At 35.2% G+C, this 21641-nt stretch carries 22 protein-coding genes and 2 pseudogenes; 17 read left to right on the forward strand and 7 right to left on the reverse strand.

Annotated features, from left to right (window positions below):
• Positions 1-137: 137 nt before the first annotated feature.
• The 4 genes from AC3WVA_RS09590 (at position 138) to AC3WVA_RS09605 (ending at position 2891) form a co-directional block, all read left to right on the forward strand.
• Positions 138-566 (forward strand): hypothetical protein, encoded by a 429-nt coding sequence (locus AC3WVA_RS09590; protein ID WP_429603881.1) that lies wholly within the window; start codon positions 138-140, stop codon positions 564-566.
• 161 nt (positions 567-727) lie between these two features.
• Positions 728-2260 (forward strand): fatty acid--CoA ligase family protein, encoded by a 1533-nt coding sequence (locus AC3WVA_RS09595; RefSeq protein WP_429603883.1) that lies wholly within the window; start codon positions 728-730, stop codon positions 2258-2260.
• Between the two features lie 112 nt (positions 2261-2372).
• Positions 2373-2624, forward strand: coding sequence for a hypothetical protein (locus AC3WVA_RS09600; RefSeq protein ID WP_048526595.1), 252 nt, complete (start codon positions 2373-2375; stop codon positions 2622-2624).
• A 6-nt stretch (positions 2625-2630) separates the two neighbouring features.
• Positions 2631-2891: a hypothetical protein gene (locus AC3WVA_RS09605; protein WP_098521055.1), complete on the forward strand. Its 261-nt coding sequence runs from the start codon at positions 2631-2633 to the stop codon at positions 2889-2891.
• Between the two features lie 153 nt (positions 2892-3044).
• Here AC3WVA_RS09605 and cytK2 read toward each other — a convergent pair whose 3' ends face one another.
• Both cytK2 and AC3WVA_RS09615 read right to left on the reverse strand, forming a co-directional pair.
• On the reverse strand, positions 3045-4055 hold the full coding sequence (gene cytK2, locus AC3WVA_RS09610) for a beta-channel forming cytolysin CytK2 (RefSeq protein ID WP_195756375.1): 1011 nt from the start codon (positions 4053-4055) through the stop codon (positions 3045-3047).
• 158 nt (positions 4056-4213) lie between these two features.
• A complete protein-coding gene (locus AC3WVA_RS09615) occupies positions 4214-4759 on the reverse strand; it encodes a TetR/AcrR family transcriptional regulator (RefSeq protein ID WP_098521057.1) in 546 nt (181 codons plus the stop codon).
• A gap of 168 nt (positions 4760-4927) precedes the next feature.
• On the opposite strand from AC3WVA_RS09615, the gene AC3WVA_RS09620 reads away from it, so the two are divergent.
• Together AC3WVA_RS09620 and AC3WVA_RS09625 are read left to right on the forward strand one after the other, a co-directional pair.
• On the forward strand, positions 4928-5845 hold the full coding sequence (locus AC3WVA_RS09620; protein ID WP_098521058.1) for an alpha/beta hydrolase: 918 nt from the start codon (positions 4928-4930) through the stop codon (positions 5843-5845).
• A gap of 146 nt (positions 5846-5991) precedes the next feature.
• Positions 5992-7098 (forward strand): metallophosphoesterase, encoded by a 1107-nt coding sequence (locus AC3WVA_RS09625; protein ID WP_492321879.1) that lies wholly within the window; start codon positions 5992-5994, stop codon positions 7096-7098.
• A 33-nt stretch (positions 7099-7131) separates the two neighbouring features.
• Here the strand turns inward: AC3WVA_RS09625 and AC3WVA_RS09630 are convergent, their stop codons facing one another.
• Complete coding sequence (locus AC3WVA_RS09630) at positions 7132-7500, reverse strand: DUF5412 family protein (protein ID WP_098344780.1); 369 nt, start codon at positions 7498-7500, stop codon at positions 7132-7134.
• Between the two features lie 313 nt (positions 7501-7813).
• Between AC3WVA_RS09630 and AC3WVA_RS09635 the strand changes: the two genes are divergently transcribed.
• Positions 7814-8791 (forward strand): HD domain-containing protein, encoded by a 978-nt coding sequence (locus AC3WVA_RS09635; protein ID WP_098521060.1) that lies wholly within the window; start codon positions 7814-7816, stop codon positions 8789-8791.
• A 34-nt stretch (positions 8792-8825) separates the two neighbouring features.
• Here AC3WVA_RS09635 and AC3WVA_RS09640 read toward each other — a convergent pair whose 3' ends face one another.
• Entirely contained in the window at positions 8826-9944 is a 1119-nt protein-coding gene (locus AC3WVA_RS09640; RefSeq protein WP_098521061.1) for an anti-sigma factor, read from the reverse strand.
• A 5-nt stretch (positions 9945-9949) separates the two neighbouring features.
• Entirely contained in the window at positions 9950-10435 is a 486-nt protein-coding gene (locus tag AC3WVA_RS09645; protein WP_098521062.1) for an RNA polymerase sigma factor, read from the reverse strand.
• A gap of 137 nt (positions 10436-10572) precedes the next feature.
• Here AC3WVA_RS09645 and AC3WVA_RS09650 point away from each other — a divergent pair, with 137 nt between their 5' ends.
• The 3 genes from AC3WVA_RS09650 to AC3WVA_RS09660 all read left to right on the forward strand — a co-directional run bounded on the left by AC3WVA_RS09650 (position 10573) and on the right by AC3WVA_RS09660 (position 12233).
• Positions 10573-11475: an AraC family transcriptional regulator gene (locus AC3WVA_RS09650; RefSeq protein WP_098521063.1), complete on the forward strand. Its 903-nt coding sequence runs from the start codon at positions 10573-10575 to the stop codon at positions 11473-11475.
• Between the two features lie 58 nt (positions 11476-11533).
• Positions 11534-11899, forward strand: a complete 366-nt coding sequence (locus AC3WVA_RS09655; protein WP_098344777.1) for a VOC family protein — start codon at positions 11534-11536, stop codon at positions 11897-11899.
• A 181-nt stretch (positions 11900-12080) separates the two neighbouring features.
• A complete protein-coding gene (locus tag AC3WVA_RS09660) occupies positions 12081-12233 on the forward strand; it encodes a hypothetical protein (RefSeq protein WP_000394952.1) in 153 nt (50 codons plus the stop codon).
• Between the two features lie 383 nt (positions 12234-12616).
• Here the strand turns inward: AC3WVA_RS09660 and AC3WVA_RS09665 are convergent, their stop codons facing one another.
• A complete protein-coding gene (locus AC3WVA_RS09665; RefSeq protein ID WP_098344776.1) occupies positions 12617-14359 on the reverse strand; it encodes a sensor histidine kinase in 1743 nt (580 codons plus the stop codon).
• Positions 14360-14368: 9 nt separating this feature from the next.
• Positions 14369-15073 (reverse strand): response regulator transcription factor, encoded by a 705-nt coding sequence (locus AC3WVA_RS09670; protein WP_097908052.1) that lies wholly within the window; start codon positions 15071-15073, stop codon positions 14369-14371.
• Between the two features lie 134 nt (positions 15074-15207).
• Here AC3WVA_RS09670 and AC3WVA_RS09675 point away from each other — a divergent pair, with 134 nt between their 5' ends.
• The 7 genes and pseudogenes from AC3WVA_RS09675 to AC3WVA_RS09705 all read left to right on the forward strand — a co-directional run bounded on the left by AC3WVA_RS09675 (position 15208) and on the right by AC3WVA_RS09705 (position 21387).
• Positions 15208-16062 (forward strand): CPBP family intramembrane glutamic endopeptidase, encoded by an 855-nt coding sequence (locus AC3WVA_RS09675; protein WP_098344775.1) that lies wholly within the window; start codon positions 15208-15210, stop codon positions 16060-16062.
• A gap of 1 nt (position 16063) precedes the next feature.
• A pseudogene (locus AC3WVA_RS09680) lies at positions 16064-16442 on the forward strand (hypothetical protein).
• Between the two features lie 147 nt (positions 16443-16589).
• Positions 16590-16889, forward strand: a complete 300-nt coding sequence (locus AC3WVA_RS09685) for a hypothetical protein (protein ID WP_001006046.1) — start codon at positions 16590-16592, stop codon at positions 16887-16889.
• Between the two features lie 249 nt (positions 16890-17138).
• The gene (locus AC3WVA_RS09690) at positions 17139-18407 is read left to right on the forward strand and encodes a M48 family metallopeptidase (RefSeq protein WP_142320934.1); all 1269 of its coding nucleotides are present in this window, start codon (positions 17139-17141) and stop codon (positions 18405-18407) included.
• Positions 18408-18543: 136 nt separating this feature from the next.
• Positions 18544-19323: pseudogene (locus tag AC3WVA_RS09695) on the forward strand (MCP four helix bundle domain-containing protein); the annotation flags it as partial.
• 156 nt (positions 19324-19479) lie between these two features.
• The gene (locus AC3WVA_RS09700; protein WP_413229223.1) at positions 19480-20271 is read left to right on the forward strand and encodes a methyl-accepting chemotaxis protein; all 792 of its coding nucleotides are present in this window, start codon (positions 19480-19482) and stop codon (positions 20269-20271) included.
• Positions 20272-20484: 213 nt separating this feature from the next.
• Entirely contained in the window at positions 20485-21387 is a 903-nt protein-coding gene (locus AC3WVA_RS09705; protein WP_098344773.1) for a DMT family transporter, read from the forward strand.
• Positions 21388-21641 lie beyond the last annotated feature (254 nt).

Raw genomic sequence — 21641 nt, forward strand, 5'->3', positions numbered from 1 at the left:
ATTTGGAAAATCGCTGATATAAATTGAGTTGCGCTGATATATCTGAAAAATCGCCGATATAATTTTATATACCATAAAATCACAGGACATTTGCCTCACATAAAGGAGTATATATATTCAAAAGGAGGCGGATTGAAATGAAGAGGGTAATGTACGTTGTATTACTACTCAGTTTCGTTATCGGAATGACAGCTTGTAACGATGAAACGTCCTCAAGTCGCACACTTTTATCTATTGGAAAGCCAGCGAAAGATAATGTTATATATTTTACGCATACAGATAACAGACGAAAGATAGCTGATATACAAACTATGTTTCAAAATAAGAAATGGAAAAGAAATGAAACGTTTAGTACGGTGAATAAAACACCAGATCTTGTCTTTTCGATAGATCAGGACAATACCGGGTTACCGACGTTATATGTTACATTGTTTTTTCATGAAGATGGAGCGGACGTTCTTAACTTGTACGGGGAGTATACGAGCTTAAATAAAGAAGAACTTGCAATGCTGAAAGAAAAGATGAATGCATATTATCCTGAAATGATTTTACCACTCATTTCATAGTGTGCTAACAAATAAAATTCCCTTATCCTTCCAAAGTAAACGAAGAGGAGGTGAGCTGTGTATATGCAGTTAATGGAATAACACTTGCCACTTCAATTTTCTTTTAATATAATTAATTTAGAATTTTTAAATATTCTAAATTTTATAAAGGTGGGGTTTATGTGAATCTCGTTCAATCTTTGGCTGAAACGGCGAAAAAGAAGGGGGATAAACCGGCTTATATATTTATGGATCAGTCGGTCTCGTATGACCAATTAAACAAAATGGTCACAAGGTTTTCTAGCAATTTAGCAGCAATGGGCATTGGAAAAGGGGACAATGTCGCATTAGTTGTTGGAAACTCACCACATTTTTTGGTCGGTTTATATGGAACAATGAAAGCTGGAGCAACTGTTATTCCAGTTAATCCAATTTATACAGCAGACGAAATGCATTACATTTTACAAAATGGAGATGTAAAAACAATCATCGTACTCGACGTCCTTCTACCTGTTATACAATCTCTTACAACAAGACTTCCTTCACTTGAAAACATCATCATATGCGAAACCTCATCAGATTTTAATCATACAGAAACCAAAAAAATGAAAACGTTTACCAGAATGATAGGGGCTGGAGATGTAACTTACGAAGGCCCAGAGCTAGATGAAGAAGATGTAGCGGTTATTCTATACACTTCAGGTACAACTGGAAAACCGAAAGGCGCTATGTTAACACATAAAAATTTATATAGTAATGCGAGCGATGTTGCTTCGTATTTACAATATACGGCTGATGACCGCGTCGTTGCAGCACTGCCGATGTTCCATGTATTTTGTTTAACAGTGGCGGTCAATGCACCGATTGTGAACGGAGCGACTATTTTAATGTTACCAAAATTTAGTCCGAAAGAAGTATTCCGTATTTGTCGCACGTACGAACCAACGATTTTTGCTGGTGTACCGACGATGTACAATTATTTATATTTATTTGAAGAAGCAAGCGCAGAAGATGTGAAGACGCTTCGCCTTTGTATTTCAGGTGGTGCATCCATGCCTGTTGCTCTTCTGCAAAACTTTGAAAAACGTTTTGACGTTATCGTTTCAGAAGGATATGGTTTATCAGAAGCATCACCAGTAACTTGTTTTAACCCGCTCGATCGTCCGCGTAAACCAGGGTCGATCGGTACAAATATTTGGCATGTAGAAAATAAAATTGTGAACGAACTTGGGGAAGAAGTACCTGTTGGTGCAGTCGGTGAATTAATTGTTCGCGGTCCTAACGTTATGAAAGGATACTATAACGCACCAGAAGATACAGCAGCGACATTAAAAGAAGGCTGGCTGTATACAGGAGACTTAGCGAAAAGGGATGAAGAAGGTTACTTCTATATCGTTGATCGCAAAAAAGATATCGTCCTAGTTGGTGGTTATAACGTATACCCTCGTGAAGTAGAGGAAGTATTGTACACACACGAATCTGTAGCAGAAGTTGTCGTAATTGGCGTTCCTGATGAAAACTTAGGAGAAGCAGTGCGAGCTTACGTCGTTTTGAAACAAGCTAACGTAACAGAAGAGGAACTTATGCATTATTGCACGTTACATTTAGCGAAATATAAAGTACCAAAGAGTATCGAGTTTTTAACAGAATTACCAAAGAATACGACAGGTAAACTGTTAAGAAGAGCTTTGAGAGAAAAAGCGATGCAAGTATAAAAGTAGGGGCAACCATCTTTATGAAGATGGTTGCCTTTGTACTTTTTAGAATTGGTTAAGCTATAACCCCATATATTTAAAGCGTAATATGACTAATAAGGAGGAGATATAAGTGGAGCAGAAGGAATTACGTTTGCGGCGAGTTCAATACCTTATTTGTGACATTATGGATGAAATGAATTCTGAAAGTGAAAAGAAAAACTTAGAAATACTGCAGCAAGTCATTGATCATCTTTCAGGTGCGATAGGTGATTTAGTTGATCCATCAAGCTCGTATTCTATCGATTATTTAGAACGGAAAGTTCATACGGCACATTATTTACTTTTTAAAAATGAGCGGAAGGCGTATTTGTGCAGGAAATGATATTTTTTGTATTTAGTTGATAATTATTATCAATTTGTTGGTTGTGTTGCGTATATTCATATAAAAGTAGCTGATACATATGATGTTATTTTTAAAACTTATAAAGAGCAAACAAATGAAAATATAAAACTACTAAAAATGTGCTGCTTAAAAAATTATTGGGGTGCGAAGTATGTTAATAGTTTAATTCAAGAAAATATTTCAGTTGGAGCAGATAAGGGCTGGGTTCCAGGTGAAGAGGTAAGCCGCGCGGAAGCAGTACAATAACATAATATATTTTATCAGTAGATATTCATTCGGGGGATAAGGATGATTGTGTTACGAAAAAATGAATATTGTATATTTTTACCTAAAAGAAATGAAAAGTTTGTTGTTCACATAAAAAACCGAACCACCATCTAAATGGCGGTTCGGTTTTCTTTATTTTTTCTCAACTAATTTCTTATTCTTCCAATCTAATGTGAATGATTTATTAAATGTTTTTTGATCAACGTCTTTTACGTTGTTTCCAACCCAGTTTGCAGTTCCGAATGTGAAGCCTGGACGAAGTTGGTAGTCGTCGGCGTGTTTTGTATAAGCGACTTGTAAGTTAGATTGGTCTGTATTTTTTTCAGAGATGACAACAGCAATCATACCAGGTGAGAAACCGCTATTTGTTAGTGCTGGAAGTTGATTCATCGGTATTAAATTACCTTTTGCATCAGATTCATATAGGTATGTGCGAGAGTACATGAACAGTTGGTTTCCGTATAAAGAATGGTAGGAATCACGTGTGTAGATACCCCAGTTTTGGTTGTTATACCCGTTAAAGAATACGTTCCATTTTACGTTTTTATTTGTTTGGTCAATTAAGTTTGTTTTATAACTTGTTTGTTTATAGCTTACAGAGTCAGACCAAGTGATTTGACCAGTTGCGCCAGCTTCAGCGCTAGGCCCATTTGGCGTTGCAGAAGCTTTAACAGAACCGCCAAGTTGATATGATACACTAGATGTTACAGTCGTTTCTTCTACAGCATTTGTAGGGGCTACGTTAAAGAAACGAGCGCTGTTATCTTGAAGGTTAAATGCAATATCATACTGTGAAGGATAGCGTAATGTTGCACTAGCGCCAGGGATTGGATAGTTATCAATAGGCGCACTACTTATAGTAGGGTTTGCTTTTAGAAAACTACCAGTTGTATTAATAACAGCAATCTGTTTATCAGCGCTTGGATCATCAATAAAAGTTACCTTTAAAGACATTGTCATATTATCAGTTTGATTATTATTAAATGTATTATAGCTTGTATGTGTTTTTGCATTTTGCCCGATATCTGTTACAACTTGTGATGTCGTTTGAGCGTAAGCAGCCGGTGTTGAAAGGGTTAAAGCGATACTAGCAAAAACAGTGGATAATGCTAAGCATTTTAAATATGTTTTAGAACGTTTCATGCAATCACTACCTTTTATTTTTTTGTCGATATATGTCGTATTTCGTTTATATCGTAACATGAAAATAAAACGGAAGGGATGCATATGCAGAATTGCATAGTTGAGTTTTGGATAATGAAATTTTAGAATCCTTATCAAGAGAATCGCTGCTGTATTGTTTATATATTCCTCTTCATCAACTCCCCAACTTGCATCGCAACGTACTCAACATCATTATCAATCTCATCCAACACGTAAGATTCCAAAATGCCCATGACAGCTGTTCCTAAAAATTTTAAAACGATGTGTGTATCAATGTTTTTATTTACTGACGTATTTGTGTTTAGTTTTTTCTCTAGTTCACCCATGATGAACGTTAGGAACTTTTTCTGAAATGATAATGTGCTGTTGCTTTTAAATAAAGCTGCGAAAAATGGTTTGTGTTCTTTGAAGTATTCAAACCATATGACAGTTCCTTCTATATAGCCTTTTGTTTGTTTTATATCGCATATTTCTCTTAATTGATTTAAATGGTCGTCCACAATTTTATCTAATAAATTGTATTTATCTAGGTAGTGTAGGTAGAAAGTTTTTCTTCCGATGTTCGCTTTTTCTGTAATGTTTTTTACTGTAATTTCATCAAAGCCATCTTCAATTAACATTTCGATAAATGCGGATTGAATGGCGTTTTGTGATTTTATAATTCTTCTATCGATTTTCTCCATATGGTGTTCCTCCGTTATTGATGCACATATTTCGTTATGTGTGTATTATCACCCAAATGCGTAAATGTGGTCATTGAAACAAGTGGTTGCTCGCTTTATTATAAATATACACGTGAGTATTAACTCTCACAAGTGTAAAATGAAAATAAAGTAAGGGTGGTTTTATATATGGCAGTTACGAAGAGAAATGTACGTTTTTATGCAAGAGGATTACGAGTTGCAGGTATTTTAAATATTCCTGTAGGTGCTGAGGAAAAGAAACAAAATGCAGCGATTGTTTGTGTGCATCCAGGTAGTAGCTGTAAAGATCAAACGGCAGGATTATATGCAGAGAAATTAGCAGAACAAGGCTATGTAACGCTTGCGTTTGATGCATCGTATCAAGGTGAAAGTGAAGGGACACCGAGATATATGGAAGAACCAGCTGCGCGCGTTGAAGATATTCGCTCAGCGGTAGATTATTTGACTACTCTTTCTTATATAGATGAAGAACGTATCGGTGTGTTAGGCGTTTGTGCGGGCGGTGGTTATGCGGTAAATGCCGCAATGACAGAGCGCCGTATTAAAGCAGTTGGCACAGTTGTTGGTGCAAATATCGGCCGATTAAATCGTGAAGCGGACCCGATTGGGGTGTTAGAGGCGATTGGTAAACAACGTACTGCTGAAGCACGCGGAGCAGAGGCAATGATTACGAACTGGATTCCTAAAAATGAGGAGGAATTAAAGGCGGCAGGTATGACCGATATAGATATTGTAGAAGCAGTTGAGTATTATACAACACCGCGTGGGCAAAGTGTTAACTCTCCAAATAAGTTAAACTTTACGAGCATGGGATCGGTAATTGGTTTTGATGCGTTCCATTTAGCAGATATATTATTAACACAGCCGTTACAAATTATTGTTGGCAGCAAGCAAGGCGCATTCGGTTCTTATAAAGATGGTCATGAGCTGTATAAGAAAGCAGCTTCAGAGAAAAAAGATTTACTTGTTGTGGAAGGTGCGAGTCATTACGATTTATATGACCAACCAGAACCAGTAAAAATTGCAGTTGAAAAATTAACAAGTTTCTATAACGAAAATCTGTAAAAGTAATTTTGTTTTGAATTGCACCTCTAATTGTTAGGTTTGCATCTAGCAGTTAGAGGTTTTTATTGTGAAGATTGCTGTGCTTAATATTTACGTTAAACGTGCATAACAAGATATAATAGAAGAAATTAAGAAGGAGGCTGACTGTGAAAAATCTTCGTTATTTCAATATATTTACTATGTTAATTGTATACACATTACTCATGTTTTACATCGGCTGGAACGGTTGGATTTGGCTTCATGCGGTGTTTGGCTGGGAATCTTGGGGATATTACGCTTTCGTAGTCGGTTTTATTTCATATGCGTACATTCTCGTGCAAGTGTTTAAGTTCTTGCCATTTCTACGAACGATAGGTTCAATTTGGTTTGCTGTCATACAATATGCGCTTATGCTGTTGCCGTTAGCAAATATTACGGTCTTTCTTTTACAGTTTTCAGTGGAGAAAGAAGCGGCAATTATTTGGACAGGAACGGCCGTGTTACTTGCGTTTATCTTTATTTTTGCATATGGAGTATTCAACGCATATAGCCCAGTATTTAGAAAGTACGAGGTGCACATACCGAAAAAAGTAGAGGGACGTAAAAGCTTACGCATTGCGATGGCTTCTGATATGCATTTCGGTAAATTATCTGGCGTTTCGCATTTAAAAAGACTTGTCCGTCATGTAAATGAGATGGAGCCTGATATTATTTTACTGCCAGGAGATATTATCGATGATCATCCAGGTGTGTTCATTCAAAAAAATATGGGACCAATTATGAAACAAATGAAAGCTCCACTAGGCGTATATGGTGTGTTAGGAAACCACGAATATTACGGACGAGCAGTTCCTGAATTTTTACAAGAGATGGACAAGATTGATATTCGTATTCTGTTAGATGAAGTGATTACAATTGAAGATCAATTTTACCTCGTCGGAAGAAGAGATAAAACAGAGCGAGATCGTCAAAGCTTTGAAAATCTAATGAGTACGGTAGATAAATCTATGCCAGTTATTGCAATGGATCATCAACCATTCGAGTTGAAACAAGCAGCGGAGGCGGGTGTTGATTTACTATTATCAGGTCACACGCACCGCGGACAAATGGCGCCGAATCATATCGTAACGAGAAGAATGTACGAATTAGACTGGGGATACGCACAAAAAGGTGCATTCCACGCGATTGTTTCTTCTGGTTTCGGATTCTGGGGACCGCCATTAAGACTGGGAAGTAGATCTGAGATTGTGCAGGTGGAAGTTACGTTTGAATAGAGGGATAAAGAGAAAAGGGCTGACTGATAAATGTCAGTCCTTTTCTCTTTCATTTTTTCTAAAATCATACGTGTCCGTCTCTACATGTAATTTATGATTATTAATCATTACTGTATGATCGTCTAACCATTGTACAGTTGCATCTTCTTCACGATAATTCCAGTATATATTTTTCGTGTTCATAAATTTTTTATTATTTGCTATAAGCTCTCCTCTTATAGCAAAACTAGTCGTTGCGCCGCCATTATGTCTGTATATATGTAAAGTATACGTTTTATCTGGCGAGTGTATGGATTGAATCTTTTCACCGCCTGAAACCCCAGATAAAGTGAAGAATTTCCAATATCCTAAACTAATGAATACAATAATGATGAATAGAATGGTGAAGAAAATCTTTTTCATGTTTCCCCTCTTTCCCTTAACGGCCATACTTGTATTAAATCAAAGAAGAATGAAACTGGCAATATTATCCTTTTCATCGCCGGAATATGTACGTTTCTATTTATAGCGTCCTGTTCACGATTTGGAATGAAAGTCCCCATATTTTTCAATAAAAAAAGGCTCCATATAAGGAGCACTTAATAAAAACAAATGAATTAAAAGAAATAACAGACATGTATAACATTATTATATTTGAATTTAATATTTATATTGATGTCGATTTCATAAAAAAGGTACGATTAAAAGACGCTGCTGAAATAAAGGGGGATTATAAGTGGTTATATCAGATGTGCTATACGGTGAGTTTGAAGTGGATCAAGTGTTAGAAGAATTAATTGTAAGTAAGTCTGTGCAAAGACTAAAAGGTATTCATCAAAATGGTGCAAGCTACTTAATAAATGAGAAATGGAATGTAACGCGCTTTGATCATTCAGTTGGTGTTATGTTGTTAGTGAAAAAACTAGGTGGTTCAGTAGAAGAACAAATTGCAGGTTTACTGCATGACGTATCACATACTGCTTTTTCCCACGTGATTGATTATGTTTTTCATAATGAGGGTGAAAGTTATCATGAAGAGATATTTAGTTCTGTTGTGAAAAACTCAGAAATTCCAGCGATTCTTTCAAAGTATGGTTATAACTATGAAGATATTTTGTTAGATGATTCAAAATGGATGTTACTCGAAAGGTCAGCACCAGAATTATGCGCAGACAGAGTGGATTATACGTTACGAGATATGTATACATATGGGTATGTTTCTTTAGAAGAAGTTCACAGTTTTTTAGAGGATGTCATTGCAGTAGATGGGAAAATGGTTCTGCAAAGTATCGAAATGGCAGAGTGGTTTACAAAGACGTATTATAAAGAAGTAATCGATTTCTTTATGAAACCAATCAATATTTACGGAAACGATATGTTAGCTAAGACGTTAAAATTAGCTCTTCATAAAACGGTTATTCATGCAGATGATTTTCTTCTTGAAGATGATCAGCTTATTTCTAAATTGCAGCAATGTACTGATTCAGAAGTACATGCTTTATTAAGAAAAGTTCATCCGAATGTAAACGTAAAAGAAAATAGAAACGATTATGATTTGTATCAGAAAAATAAAGTCCGACTCATTGATCCTCCATTACTTCGTGAAGGTGAAGTTGTTTCATCGTCTGTTGTGTCGGAAAAAATAAGACAGATGAGCGAGGTCGCTTATGAAAAAGCGGTGAGAGGGATGTATGTGAAAGTGATTTCAGATTAAAAAGGAGAGCATATCTTTGCTCTCCTTTTCCTCATTAATAATCAAACCAATTCCAAACCTCAATATCCCCAAGAGTCACATAACGAACGTGCGACGAGTTTTGTAATTTTAATAATTCTTTCGACGGGCCAGTAATGACCATGCCGTATACTTTAACGCCGTTATCTTTTACATACTGATAGCGCTTATCTAAGTTCAGGTCTTTTTCACGAGTCCGAGTAGCTTCACTCACAGTTTTTTTATGTTCAGAAAGAATGCGCATCATTTCGATTACTTGATCTTCTTTTGTCTTCGGTTGTTCGGCTTCACTATCAGGAAGATCTATATGTTCTCGAAATCCGATAACCTCTCCGCTATGCAAGATAAAATCGTCTTCATTTATTCTTTCTTGTCCTGTTTCTAAAGCGTACCATAAAGGAGTTGGCGGCATTTCTTGTGCTTCAAATGCACTATATAGAATGGATTCTACTTCTTGTAAAGTGTAAGCTTTATCGAAAGATATTGCTACTTCTGCAACGGTCCCCTCATGTATCTTTCCAAGTGTATCCCAAACTTTTTTAGATGATTCTTTCAAAGAAGCTTCTTCCTTGATTTTTGGATGAACAAAGGAAAGTTTTTTTAAATAGGGTTTATTTTCCCAAGATGGATTTGTGGCAGTTACAGATGATAAGAAACTACGCGTTGTTACTGTACCAATCGGAAATTCTTTTTTGCCGACCGTTTTATATAAATTCATTTCATTTTCTGTACGGAAGAAGGGTTTAACCTTCGTACTTCCTCCAGCGTAACGGCTATTTGGCATTGTTGCTTCTAGTGCGAGTGCTGGAATCTCATCTACTTCATTTAATTTTTTCATATTATAGAAGTAAAAAGAAGATGAAAAATGACCAACAAAATAGATTGCTATACAAACAGCAAGGACAAAACTAACGGTTTGCCAACGCTGTTTCCATTTTATTTTCCAAAACGGGAGTTTCAAATTTTGTGGTGGTAGTCTTTTCTTTATTGATTCACTCTTCGAAAGCAACGCATCTAAGTAAGCTTCACATTCTTCACATGTCTCAATATGATTTTCTAACAGTTCTTGTTCATCATGCGTGAGCGTTCCGTTTTCGTACTTCTCCCATAGTTTTTTAAATGCTGTACAACCCATCTGTATCACTCCTTTATGTTTTTCGTTTCTTTTCGTCCCCTGTGTAATTCAATTTTCACTTTTGCTAATGAGAGACCAGTCATTTCTGCTATTTCTTTATAAGAGAATCCGTAGTAATCTCGTAGTAACAGAATATTTCGTCTTTCGGGCGGAAGAGAAGATAAACTGTCTAACCAACTAGCAATCTCATGTTTTATAAAATAAGAGTGCTCTGTACTTGGCACGTTTGGTAAATGGAATTCTTTAACTGTCGTTGTTTTATATCTTTTTTCTTTTCGATACCAATCGATAAAGGCGTTGTAGGCAATCGTAAATAACCATGGCCTAATTTCTTCTCCTTTATAATAGTCAATATGGATGAGCATTCGGTAAAACGTTTCTTGCATGAGATCTTCCGCATAGTGGGAATCTCCGGTTAGGGAGAGAAGATAGCGAAATAAATCTTGCATATGCTCGGAGTAAATGTCTTCTAATGATTGTTTGCGTTTCACTACATTTCCCTCCCTTCATACATAACAACGAAATACATATAAAAAAGTTACAATTTTTTATGGAATTATAGTAAAAAACGTCAAGAATTGGATAGGATTCTCTTTTATCATAATACATATAAGGCGGGTGAACAGAGATGGAAAGCTATGAAACACAAATTCAAAGGTCAATTGATTATATTGAGGAAGATGTAATGGAAAAACAGACGCTGCATAATTTAGCGCGTATTGCAGGTTTTTCTGAGTCGCATTTTCATCGTGTATTTCAGGCGTTAGTAGGTGATACAGTAATGGAGTATGTTCGAAAGAGGAGGTTAGCCCGGGCAGCTTATCAACTTTCTCATACGGATGAAAAAGTTATTGATATCGCATTTGAGCATGGCTTTCAATCTCACGAAACGTTCACGAGAGCCTTTAAAAAATTATTTCAAATGACACCGAGTGAATATCGAAAACAAGAAATTGAAACGCCAATGTATCACAGCGTGAATGTAAAGCAAAGAAAATTAAATCCGTATTTAGGAGGCATACAAATGGAATATCGTATTGTAAATAAACCAGAATTTTTAATGGCAGGTTATGAACTGAAGACGACAAGTAAAGAAGGGAAAAACCATCAAGACATCCCAGCATTTTGGCAAGAATATTTACAGAAAGATCTTGGAACGACAATTCCGAATCGTAAAGATACGAGCCAATGGGTAGAGCTTGGATTATGTACTGATTTTAATTTAGAAACGGGCGACTTCACTTATATTATCGGAATGGAAGTTACAGGGTTTGAAAATGTACCAAATGAAATTGTGAAGCGTACTTTCCCAGCAGCGACATATGCTGTATTTACAACGCCGAAAGTTCCTCATGAAGAAATGGTATCGTCTATTCATCAAACGTGGAATGCAGTATTCTCAGAATGGTTCCCGCATTCAGGATACGAACATTGCGGCGTTAATGAATTTGAACTATACGATGAGCGTTCCCATGCAGATAAAAGCGAGTTCGCTCAAATTGAACTTTGGATACCGGTGAAGAAAAAATGATAGATTGAGAGCGAGTCATTGAGAAATGGTTCGCTTTTTTATAAAGGGGGATTGGGGAATGTTCAAAAAATTAGAATGTGTCTCTATACATACGAAGGATATAGAAAGATCAGTTTCTTTTTATAAAGAAATGGGAATGAAGCAAAACTGGATTATAGAAAGAGAATTAGAAGAAGGGGTTATTTGGACGTTAATAGGATTGAAGTTTCCAGATGAGAAAAGTTCGGAGTTAGTAATAAGTAATCATCCGGATATTCATTTTATGGAAGTCGAAGTATTAGTAGAAGATGTGCAACAAACGTATGATAGTTTAAAAGATAATAAAGATGTTAAATGGATTCGCGAACCATTTCCAACAGAATCAGGACATGTTGCGGTAATGGAAGCGCCTGATGAGAATGTGTTTGTGTTAGTAGGGAAATAGCTGAAATATGGAGTGACCTTTCATAGTAAGTTGTGAAAGGTTATTTTTACGAGTGGATTGTTAAATTTGTATTGCCTCATCTGCAATACATTTAAAAATGATAAAATAAAGTAGCAATTAAATATTGTAGGTGGAAGGTTATGCCCTTTCTTCATTTTGTGGAGAAAGGAGGTGTAATCGTATGGAGTTTCTTTTGCAAATTTTGTTGGAAATCACAAAAACTATAGCTAGAGAAGGTATAGTTATGGGATTTAAGAAATTAACGACAAAAAAGCGCAAAAAGAAGACCACCCGTCTGCCTGCGAAGCGTGGGAAGTCTTCTAAGCGCAAATAAGCTTTAGTTGCAACCTTCCACCTTGCGGTAATTAGTTGCAGTGACGGGGTGTTGGAAGCACCTCGTCTACTTCATTTTATGCAAAACTTAGTTAGTTTATACTTCTATTTATAGTATAACAGTTTAGAAATGTATTTGTTAATAGTTTTATTTTTACTTTGTATAGTAGGGGAAGTAGACTGGTATTGTTGGTTTTTGTCGACAAGTCGATATCTCTTGAAAATCGCCGATATAATTTGAGTTGCGACGATATATTTAGAAAATCGCCGATATAATTTCATTTACCGCTGAACTATCGCAATAAGCAAGAATAAAAGGCGAGTAACATGATTTCATTTACCGAAGAACTTCCCCATAAGAAAAGACGCCACATAGCGCCTTTTCTACGAATGAAACGGGAACACAAGTGTAATGGTCGTTCCTTTTCCTAGTTCGCTATCGATCGAAATCGTTCCGTTATGAGCATGAACTAGCTGTTTCGTAATAGCGAGACCAAGTCCCGTTCCGATGTTGCTTTCTTCTGTATTTGTTCCTCTATAATACCGCTCAAAGAGAAGCTCTTTCGTTTTATCATCCATTCCTTTGCCGTTATCTGAAATAGAGAGTGTAAATGAATTTTCATTTTGTGAAAGTTTTACGATAACGTTTGTCGTTTCATTATTATGTTTTACAGCGTTTACGAGTAAGTTTTCGATAATACGCTGGAACCATTTTTCTTCAATGAAATATTGAATTTTATTTGAGCTTGGTACGAATTCAATATTTTGATTTTGAAGTGTTGGATTATTAATGAATTGTAATAATACTTTTTGGACGAATTGATTCATTTCAATGTTTACGTGCTGCGCAGGAAGACTGTTATTTTTTAATTGATACGTTAAGCTTAAGTCATCAATTAATGTCGTCATATATTGCGATTTCTCTTTCATAACGCTGCCGAATTGTTGAATGTCACGATCAGTCCAGTTGTACTGCTTTGATTCTAGTAATAATGCGTATCCATATATAGAGCTAAGTGGTGTTTTTAAATCATGTGTAAGCCCAGTAATCCATTCCTCACGTGTTTGTTGCAATATTTGCCTCATCCCATCATTTTTTTTGAGTGTAATAGAAAGGTGCTCTAGTGAATTTGTTACATCACTAAATAAGCGAAATGACCATTTTTCTTTACCAGATCGCCGGAACCTGACAGGTTTCCCTTTTTTATTAACGGGCTCTTCATACTTTCCGCCAGCTATGTTTTTAAGCCAGCGCATCGCATGTAATAACGGTTTTCCAAATTTATTACCGTACCAAATAGAAAGAATGACTAAATAAACAAATACGATAAGAAGGATTAATCCGCATCCGATTAGAAACTTTTTAGCAAATACATCGTCTATTTCATCATCTGGATAGTAGTACTCATTTTTGGCAGTTACAACGAGAAGATGATTGCTATTTGTGTCGTAAAAGCTAGACGTGTTTTCTTTATGATTCCACGGTTCCTTTTCGCTAAGAGCAGCTTGTATGACAGAAAACGGTTTTTTCTTTCCATCTGGATAGGAGAATACTTCTTCGCCCCCACTATTAAAAATTTGAAGAGTAGCCTTTTCTTTAGAAAGTAACTGTTTTTCTTCTTCTGTTAATGCGAATGAATCTGTAGATACAGAAGGGTGCTCTTTCTGTATCGTTTTCAGTAATACATTGCTTTTTAACATACCGCCGTAAATAACAAGTACGTTTTTTTCTTCTAATTCAATTTCCCAATATGTAAATGTATAAGGACTTTCTATGTGATTCTGTATATACGAGAATAAAGATGTTTTCGTATAAGATGTCGGTACGTCATTTGGCGTATTAAAGTGATAGAGAACTTTTCCGTTTTCCTCTACAACTTGAATCCAATCATTTTTCTCTTTAATTAAGTCTTTTACTTCAGCTTTTAACGAAATATCGCCATCTTCTGAAGAAATGTATCTTGCAATCATAAAATTTTCAGCATCTGGAATGTTCGGTTCGTATGAAGTACTCGTAACAAGAAAAATTAAATACGTGAATGCAGCTACTACAGCAATCAGTAATGTAACTAAAACAAATACGTGTTGCATGATAAACTGGATAATAAGTCGTTTATTAAAGTTCATATCGTCACCCTACTTTGTAATGAACTTATAGCCAAGCCCGCGAACGGTTTTTATATATTCTGGTTTACTTGGGTCTTGTTCAATTTTTTCACGTAGTTTTCGAATGTGGACCATAACGGTATTATCATCGCCATTATAGGCAGGTGCTCCCCAAACTTTCTCGTATATTTCTTCTTTCGAAAATACATAGTTTGGATTCTCGCAAAAGAAGAGTAATAGCTGAAATAGCTGGGCGGAACATTCGACAACATGTCCATTTACTGTAAGCTCTGCGGAATATCGATCAATTTCAAATCTGCCAAATGAACTGGATTGTGCTTTTTGTTCGTGTGGTACTGCTTGTTTCATATGTCTACGGAGTTGTGCTTTCATACGAGCTACTACTTCAAGTGGATTAAATGGCTTCGTAATATAATCATCTGCACCGTGTGAAAATCCAGATATTTTATCTAAATCAGATGTTTTAGCTGTGAGGAAGAAGATAGGGCAATCTGTTTTCTGGCGAATGATGGGACAAATATCAAAACCAGATTGTCCAGGAAGCATGACATCTAAAATAATTAAATCGTAATCGTTTTGCTCGGTGAGAGATAAAGCTATTTCAGCCGATGTTGCAGTTGTAATATGAGAAAAACCTTCTTTTTCAAGAATGGTAGTTAGTAATTGTAAAATTGCTGTTTCATCATCAACGAGCAAAATATTTGCTTCATACATAAAAATCCCTCCTAATTTCCTCGAATATCATATCATCTTTCGGTAACTTATGGAATTTTTAAGGAAATTTTAAGGTTTTCTTTCTCAAAAAATTAAGAATCAAATGATATGATAAAAGTAACATAGGGGAGGAGATGAGTGTGAATCCGTTTCAAACGATGCGAGCTAGATATTTTTTAATTGTATTTGCACTATTAACTTTAGTTGCAAGGGTCAGTAATGAATTGATAGAAAATACATTTCATATGCAAAATTCTACTTTTATAAATATTCTTATATTCTATATCCTTCCGATTACATGGATTTTTTTTGAGTACAGAAAACACCGTGTTTCCTTTTCATTATTTATTAATAAAAATGAAACGTTTAACCTGGTGCAAGTTTTATACATTGCACTTATGTTAGCCGTGTTTAGTTATGGATATCTTATTTTGTACATGTATAGCTTTGCTTGGATTACACCGGAATTTATTATGAACGCGTTACGTGAACCGATTATAGATAGCACAGGGGGATTTGTATATCAGTTTATTATGGTCGTATTCATCGCACCAATTATTGGTGAATTTGTATTTCGGGGATTTTTACTGCAACGTTTTGCTGCAAAATGGGGAACGAGTATAGCGATTATTGTTGTAGCGATATTATTTGCATTGTTACACGTTGATTTCCTAGGTGCAGTTGTATTTAGCGTTGTACTATCGATCGTATATATTCGTACAAATAGCTTACTCATGCCAATTGCGATTCATATGTTAAACAATGCATTTGTAATCGGTGCTTCTTTTCTAATAAATAAAGAAGAGATAATGAGTTTTGCAGATTTCTCAAATTATACGACATTCTTTCCAGGACTTATTATTTTTATGACGGGATTAAACTTAGTACTCATTTTCTTATTTGTTAACCGCAAATATTGGAATAAAGAAATGCCGGCTATATATGTAGAGCAAGAAAAAAGCTTTTCAGATGTAGTGGGGAGTAAATGAGATGAAGAAGACGATTGAAAAAATATTAAAGGACATTATAGATGCTACGTCTATTACAGATATGTGTGATAAAAGCGTTTGTTGTAGTAGATACGAGTGTATTTCCAGAGTATTACTTATTTTCTAGTACTCATGTAAAAGAAAATATTATTTCTCTTCTTATTGTGTTAGGGGCTTTACTAATATTTGGTCTAATTGTAGAAGAAATGATGAAGCGCATCTTCAGAAAAAATGAAGAGAAGTATATGTGGGTTCATAACGTATTCGAGAAAGTAACGGGGGCTTTCCTTTTGTTTTACCCCACTTTAATGGGCAGTAAGACCCCCAACTCAAAATTCAGCGAAAGCAAAGAATTTAGGTGGGGGTCGGGCTGCCCATAAAAGTCCGATTAGTGAGGGCTAATAATCAGTGGGGATGAAGAAAACCCCCACTGATTAAAGTTTCACTTTATAGTATGAAAACAATCATTTACTTTATAGCTTTGAAACATCATTAATTCTAAATTTGAAAGGGATGTATAAAATTATATGAATGAAACAATATCATCAAATAAGTTTTTTTATTTGATTTTGCTTAGTATTGTGCTGATAACGACAGTCAATGTTATTCTTCGCTGGGAGGAAGCTTATTTCTTTATGTATTTAGCACTCCATTTGTTAGGGATTTTATGTATAAGCGGCGGAATAGTTGCTGAAAAAAAGAGTGAAGAAAGCGTTAATTATATGTGTGTGACCGGTCTTATTTTACTATTAGCAGTACAAGGTATTATGAAATATAGTTCTTTTTCTTTACAAGATTTTAGTTTATTAGTGGATGTACTTCCTTAAGGAGACACGTACTAGTTTTAGTCGTATTTTTTATACGCTATGTAAAAGGCGCTAGTTTATAAGTGCGTTTCTTATCCAAAATTATGAACCGAAGAAAGTGTCTAAAGGTAGGTAAAACTCTTCTATTTGTAGAAGAGTTTTTTTATATAAATAGAAGGCTCGCGAGCAATTCGCATAATAAGCTTGTTCTAATTTAGCATGTACGAACTTACAATAATAATAGACAGGCAGCATAGAGGAGGGAATAGCGTGAGGAAGGTTATTGGGTGGTCGCTTTTTTTGTACGTGGGGTTTGCGTTGCTTATATATTGGTATTTATTTGGATGGAATCATGAACTTATTCCGGACATGTATAAAGGAACGAGTGCAGATCCAGAAACGTTTATGAATGCAAGAGAGCTTACGCTAAGCCAAGATTATTCGCGCGTGAAAAATTTACTGTACTTTTTAGCGACGCCTCTAGAATGGATCATATTATTATTTGTACTTGTTCTCGGTGTTTCAAGAAAGTTTGAGAAATGGTCGAAGGAAACGACGAAAATAAGTGTCCTGCAAGTAGCGATTTATTTCTTTTATTTATCACTACTCACAACAGTTCTTGCCTTGCCGATGCAATGGATTAGCCGAAAGGTATCCGTTGATTACGGCATTTCAACGCAAAGTACACAAAGCTGGATAAAAGATCATGTTATCGGTTTTTGGGAAAGTTATGCGACGATGTTAATTGTCGTTGCCGTTCTGTTATGGCTTATCCGTAAATTCCCGAAGAGATGGTGGCTAGCAGGGTGGGCGCTCTCTGTACCATTTACAATCTTTTTAACATTTATACAGCCTGTCGTTATTGATCCACTTTATAACGACTTTTCGACGCTGAAAAATAAAGAATTAGAAACGAAAATTTTAGCGATAGCAGACAAAGCGGACATTCCTGCTAAACACGTGTATGAAGTAAATATGTCAGAGAAAACGAATGCGTTAAATGCATATGTAACAGGAATTGGCCCTAACGCTCGTATTGTAATGTGGGATACAACGCTTAAGCAATTAAAAGATAAAGAGATTTTATTTATAATGGCCCATGAAATGGGACATTATGTTATGAAACATATATATTGGGGCGTTGCGAGTTATATGTTGCTATCGTTTATAGGGATGTACCTCATTAGTCGTATTATCAATATGTGTATTCGAAAATGGGGAGATACGCTGCAAATTTCAAAAGCAGCATGTTTTTCAATTTTACCTTTATTTTTCTTAATTTCTTCTGTACTCTCTTTTGCATCACAGCCAGCAACAAACTATGTTTCTCGTATAGAAGAACGAGCGGCAGATCAATATGCTTTACACATGACGAAGGACGGGAAATCTGGTGTAAAAACGTTTCAATATTTATCAAAAACGAGTTTAAGCCAAGTAAATCCTCCTGCGTTAGTAAAGTTTTTCTTATACACACATCCACCAATTTTCGAAAGAATTCATACGTTTGAACAATATGAGAAACAAAGCAAAAAGAAGTAGCTATTATGCTACTTCTTTTTTTATATAGATATAAGTTCAATATTGGGAATATTTATCATTGCTTTTTATTGTGATTTTGTAAATAATAAGCTATAAAATTTTAAAAATCTATATATAAAGGAATAAAGGTGGAAATATGTATTTTTTACAAAATTTAAAAGTGAAATATAAATTATTATCGCTTATCTCATTAGCAATTTTAGGTATGGTAATTATGAGCTGTGTAGCAATTAATTCTATTAATAAGATTAAGCACGATACAGAGGTTGTAGTAGATGATTATCAATATTCTGCAATTTTATTAGAAGGAATGCTTCGTACACAAAATTCACTAGAATATAACTTATTAGAATTAATTACGGCATCACAAAATGAAGGGATAAATAAAGAGGGGATAATTGATAATATCGAAAAGGATCTTAAAAAATATGATTCTTTATTAAAAGAATATGATGATGGCTTTAATTTAAGTAAGCAAGAGGATGAACTGTTTCAGAAGATGAAGAAATCTTTGCCAAGTTATATAGATACATATAAAAAATTGTTTGAAAAGGCGAAGGCAACAAACGAGCCACAAATGGTAAACGAATTTCAGAAGGAATTAAAACCGAAGGGAATAGAGTTAGCTAGTTATGCAGTGGATCTAGAATCGTATGTTTCAAACTTAGCTGATCAAGTATTTAAAGATTCTCAAAAAATGATAGATCGGTCCGTTATTACTTTTATCGTTCTTGTAGTAGTTACTACAATCGTTATATGTATAGTAAGTTATATTATTAGCAGGCTTATAGTTGCTCCTTTACAAACGGTTAGTCGTATGATGGAAAGAGCAAAAGAAGGGGATTTAACTGTACACGGTGAGTATAATGCTAAGGATGAATTAGGTGTATTAGTAAGTGATTTTAATGAAATGATTACAGGGTTAAGAACAAATATGAAAGAAGTAGAGAATAATATTCAGCTTTTATTCCAACATGCAGATGGAGTGGTATCTGCATCAGAAGTATCTAGCAGTGCGGCTAAGAAAATAACGATGGATATTGAAGAAGTTGCAAATGGTGCAGAGAGCCAAATGCAAGCAATGGAACAAACTGCGGGTGCGATGGAAGAGTTGACACAAGGAATGCAGAGTATAGTGAATACATCATCATCTGTAAATGAATTGTCTGCTCAGTCGGCATTAGACGCAGAGAGTGGTAATAAGTTAATGAAACAAATGATTCAACAGATGGATATAATCCAAAATTCAGTACATAGCGGTGTTAAACAGGTAGAGACTATGAAAGAACAATCAGAAGAAATTGTCGAAATCATTGATGTTATGCAAGCTATTGCCTCTCAGATTAACTTATTAGCATTAAATGCCGCAATTGAGGCTGCCCGTGCTGGGGAAAGTGGTAGAGGGTTTGCAATTGTGGCAGATGAAGTGCGGAAATTAGCGGAACAATCTGGTAATTCTGCAAAACAAATTGAGAAGCTTATTACTCAAGTTATGGGAACAACGAACCATACGGTACATATGATGGGGAAAGTAGATAATGAGGTACAGGCAGGTACACAAGTAGTAATGCATACGGAAAAAGTATTTGGAAAAATTACAGAAAAAGTACAGCAAGTATCGGAGCAAATTCAAACGGTATCTATGTCTACAGATGAAATTGCAGCGAGTAGTGAAGAGATTTCGGCTTCTGCAGAAGACATGGCTCAAATTTCCCAAAGATCATCTGACCGAACTGATAGGGTAAAAGAGTCTATTCAACAGCAAGAAAAATCTGTTCAAGAGATCTCGGTTTCAATTGAACAGATGCATAATGCAGCAGGAGGATTAAAACAAATAGTTGCCCAATTTAAACTTCAAAAGTAGTAGTATATTTAAGTTTTAATATAGAGAAATTCCTCTCAATGAATAAAAAGATCATCCTATGTAAAAAAGGATGATTTTTTTTATGGAAATTTTGTGCAGCTATCACTTAATATATTCTAATTTTTTACAATTTTCCGATTCTAATATATAATAATACGTAATGTTTTGGATATTTTTCATTTGTAACAGATAGTTTATAGGAGGAGAGAAAGGGTGTTCAATAAAAAATCAATGCCGGCTATAAAAATGATCCTTTCGATGTCTATTTTCGGATCAATTGGATTTTTTTCTACTCAAACAGGTTTACCGTCTTTTGAATTAGTATTCGTTCGTTGCATTTGTGCGACTCTATTTTTAGCATTATGTTGGCTCGTAACAGGACAGTATAAAAGTGAGAAATGGAATAAAAAAGAAGTAATGCAAATATTAGCATGCGGTGTATTTCTCGTTTTTAACTGGGTATTTCTATTTAAAGCGTTTGAAGTTATGTCGATTACAATTGCAATTTCAGTTTACCATCTTGCACCCATTATCGTATTAATGATTGGTAGTATTGTATTTAAAGAGAGACTTACAGTATTTGCGGTTATGTCCATTGTCATTTGTTTTATCGGTACAGTTTTAGTCGCTGGAGTAGACGGTAGTATGTCGTTAGAGAAATTAATGTCATCTGGAATGGTATGGGCACTTCTTGCAGCCTTATTTTATGCTTTTACCACTTTATTAGGAAAAGGAATTCAGCATACGAGCGCATATGCGATGACATTTTTACAAACGTTTTTAGGTATATTTTTATTACTACCATTCGTAGACTTTGGAAAGTTTCAAGGGTTAACAGAGATGAACTGGATGATGATCACAGCAACAGGACTTATACATACGGGATTTGTATATTACTTATTTTTTGACAGTTTAAGAGGTTTATCGACGAGATTAATTTCGGTATTAGTGTTTTTAGATCCTGCGGTTGCAATATTATTAGACACAGTCTTTACCGGCTTTAGACCGACTAGTATGCAAGTAGTAGGGATTGTTCTTATATTTGTAGGAATGGCATTTACTTTTCGCAAGGGAACAGGAAATGAATTATCGATGAAGGAAAGTGCTACTTTATAATTCGGATCAAACGATATTGAAAAGACGCAAATATATAATATTTGCGTCTTTTTGTGTCAATAAAGTGAAATTTAAAAATGTAAAGGAGTTCACAAAGAGATTGTAGAATTTTTAATATATAGCACCTTAGATGTGACAGCTTCCTTTTTGAAATAAGAAAGAAGGAGGTATAAAGCAGAAAGGTAGTCGAAATGTTTCTTCTAGAAGATGTGCATTTTATCTTACATTCACCAACAAATTAATACTCCTGAAAT

The organism is Bacillus sp. EB106-04-02-XG92, assembly GCF_058791995.1.

Excerpts from the sequence above, each read along its gene's own strand:
- AC3WVA_RS09670 (WP_097908052.1), bottom strand. The coding sequence starts at position 15,073 with ATGTATGAAGCAAATATTTTGCTCGTTGATGATGAAACAGCAATTTTA.
- cytK2 (WP_195756375.1), bottom strand. The coding sequence starts at position 4,055 with ATGAAACGTTCTAAAACATATTTAAAATGCTTAGCATTATCCACTGTT.
- AC3WVA_RS09675 (WP_098344775.1), top strand. The coding sequence starts at position 15,208 with ATGAGTGTGAATCCGTTTCAAACGATGCGAGCTAGATATTTTTTAATT.
- AC3WVA_RS09685 (WP_001006046.1), top strand. The coding sequence starts at position 16,590 with ATGAATGAAACAATATCATCAAATAAGTTTTTTTATTTGATTTTGCTT.
- AC3WVA_RS09660 (WP_000394952.1), top strand. The coding sequence starts at position 12,081 with ATGGAGTTTCTTTTGCAAATTTTGTTGGAAATCACAAAAACTATAGCT.
- AC3WVA_RS09655 (WP_098344777.1), top strand. The coding sequence starts at position 11,534 with ATGTTCAAAAAATTAGAATGTGTCTCTATACATACGAAGGATATAGAA.
- AC3WVA_RS09640 (WP_098521061.1), bottom strand. The coding sequence starts at position 9,944 with ATGGGTTGTACAGCATTTAAAAAACTATGGGAGAAGTACGAAAACGGA.
- AC3WVA_RS09665 (WP_098344776.1), bottom strand. The coding sequence starts at position 14,359 with ATGAACTTTAATAAACGACTTATTATCCAGTTTATCATGCAACACGTA.
- AC3WVA_RS09620 (WP_098521058.1), top strand. The coding sequence starts at position 4,928 with ATGGCAGTTACGAAGAGAAATGTACGTTTTTATGCAAGAGGATTACGA.
- AC3WVA_RS09615 (WP_098521057.1), bottom strand. The coding sequence starts at position 4,759 with ATGGAGAAAATCGATAGAAGAATTATAAAATCACAAAACGCCATTCAA.
- AC3WVA_RS09700 (WP_413229223.1), top strand. The coding sequence starts at position 19,480 with ATGCAAGCAATGGAACAAACTGCGGGTGCGATGGAAGAGTTGACACAA.
- AC3WVA_RS09630 (WP_098344780.1), bottom strand. The coding sequence starts at position 7,500 with ATGAAAAAGATTTTCTTCACCATTCTATTCATCATTATTGTATTCATT.
- AC3WVA_RS09590 (WP_429603881.1), top strand. The coding sequence starts at position 138 with ATGAAGAGGGTAATGTACGTTGTATTACTACTCAGTTTCGTTATCGGA.
- AC3WVA_RS09650 (WP_098521063.1), top strand. The coding sequence starts at position 10,573 with ATGGAAAGCTATGAAACACAAATTCAAAGGTCAATTGATTATATTGAG.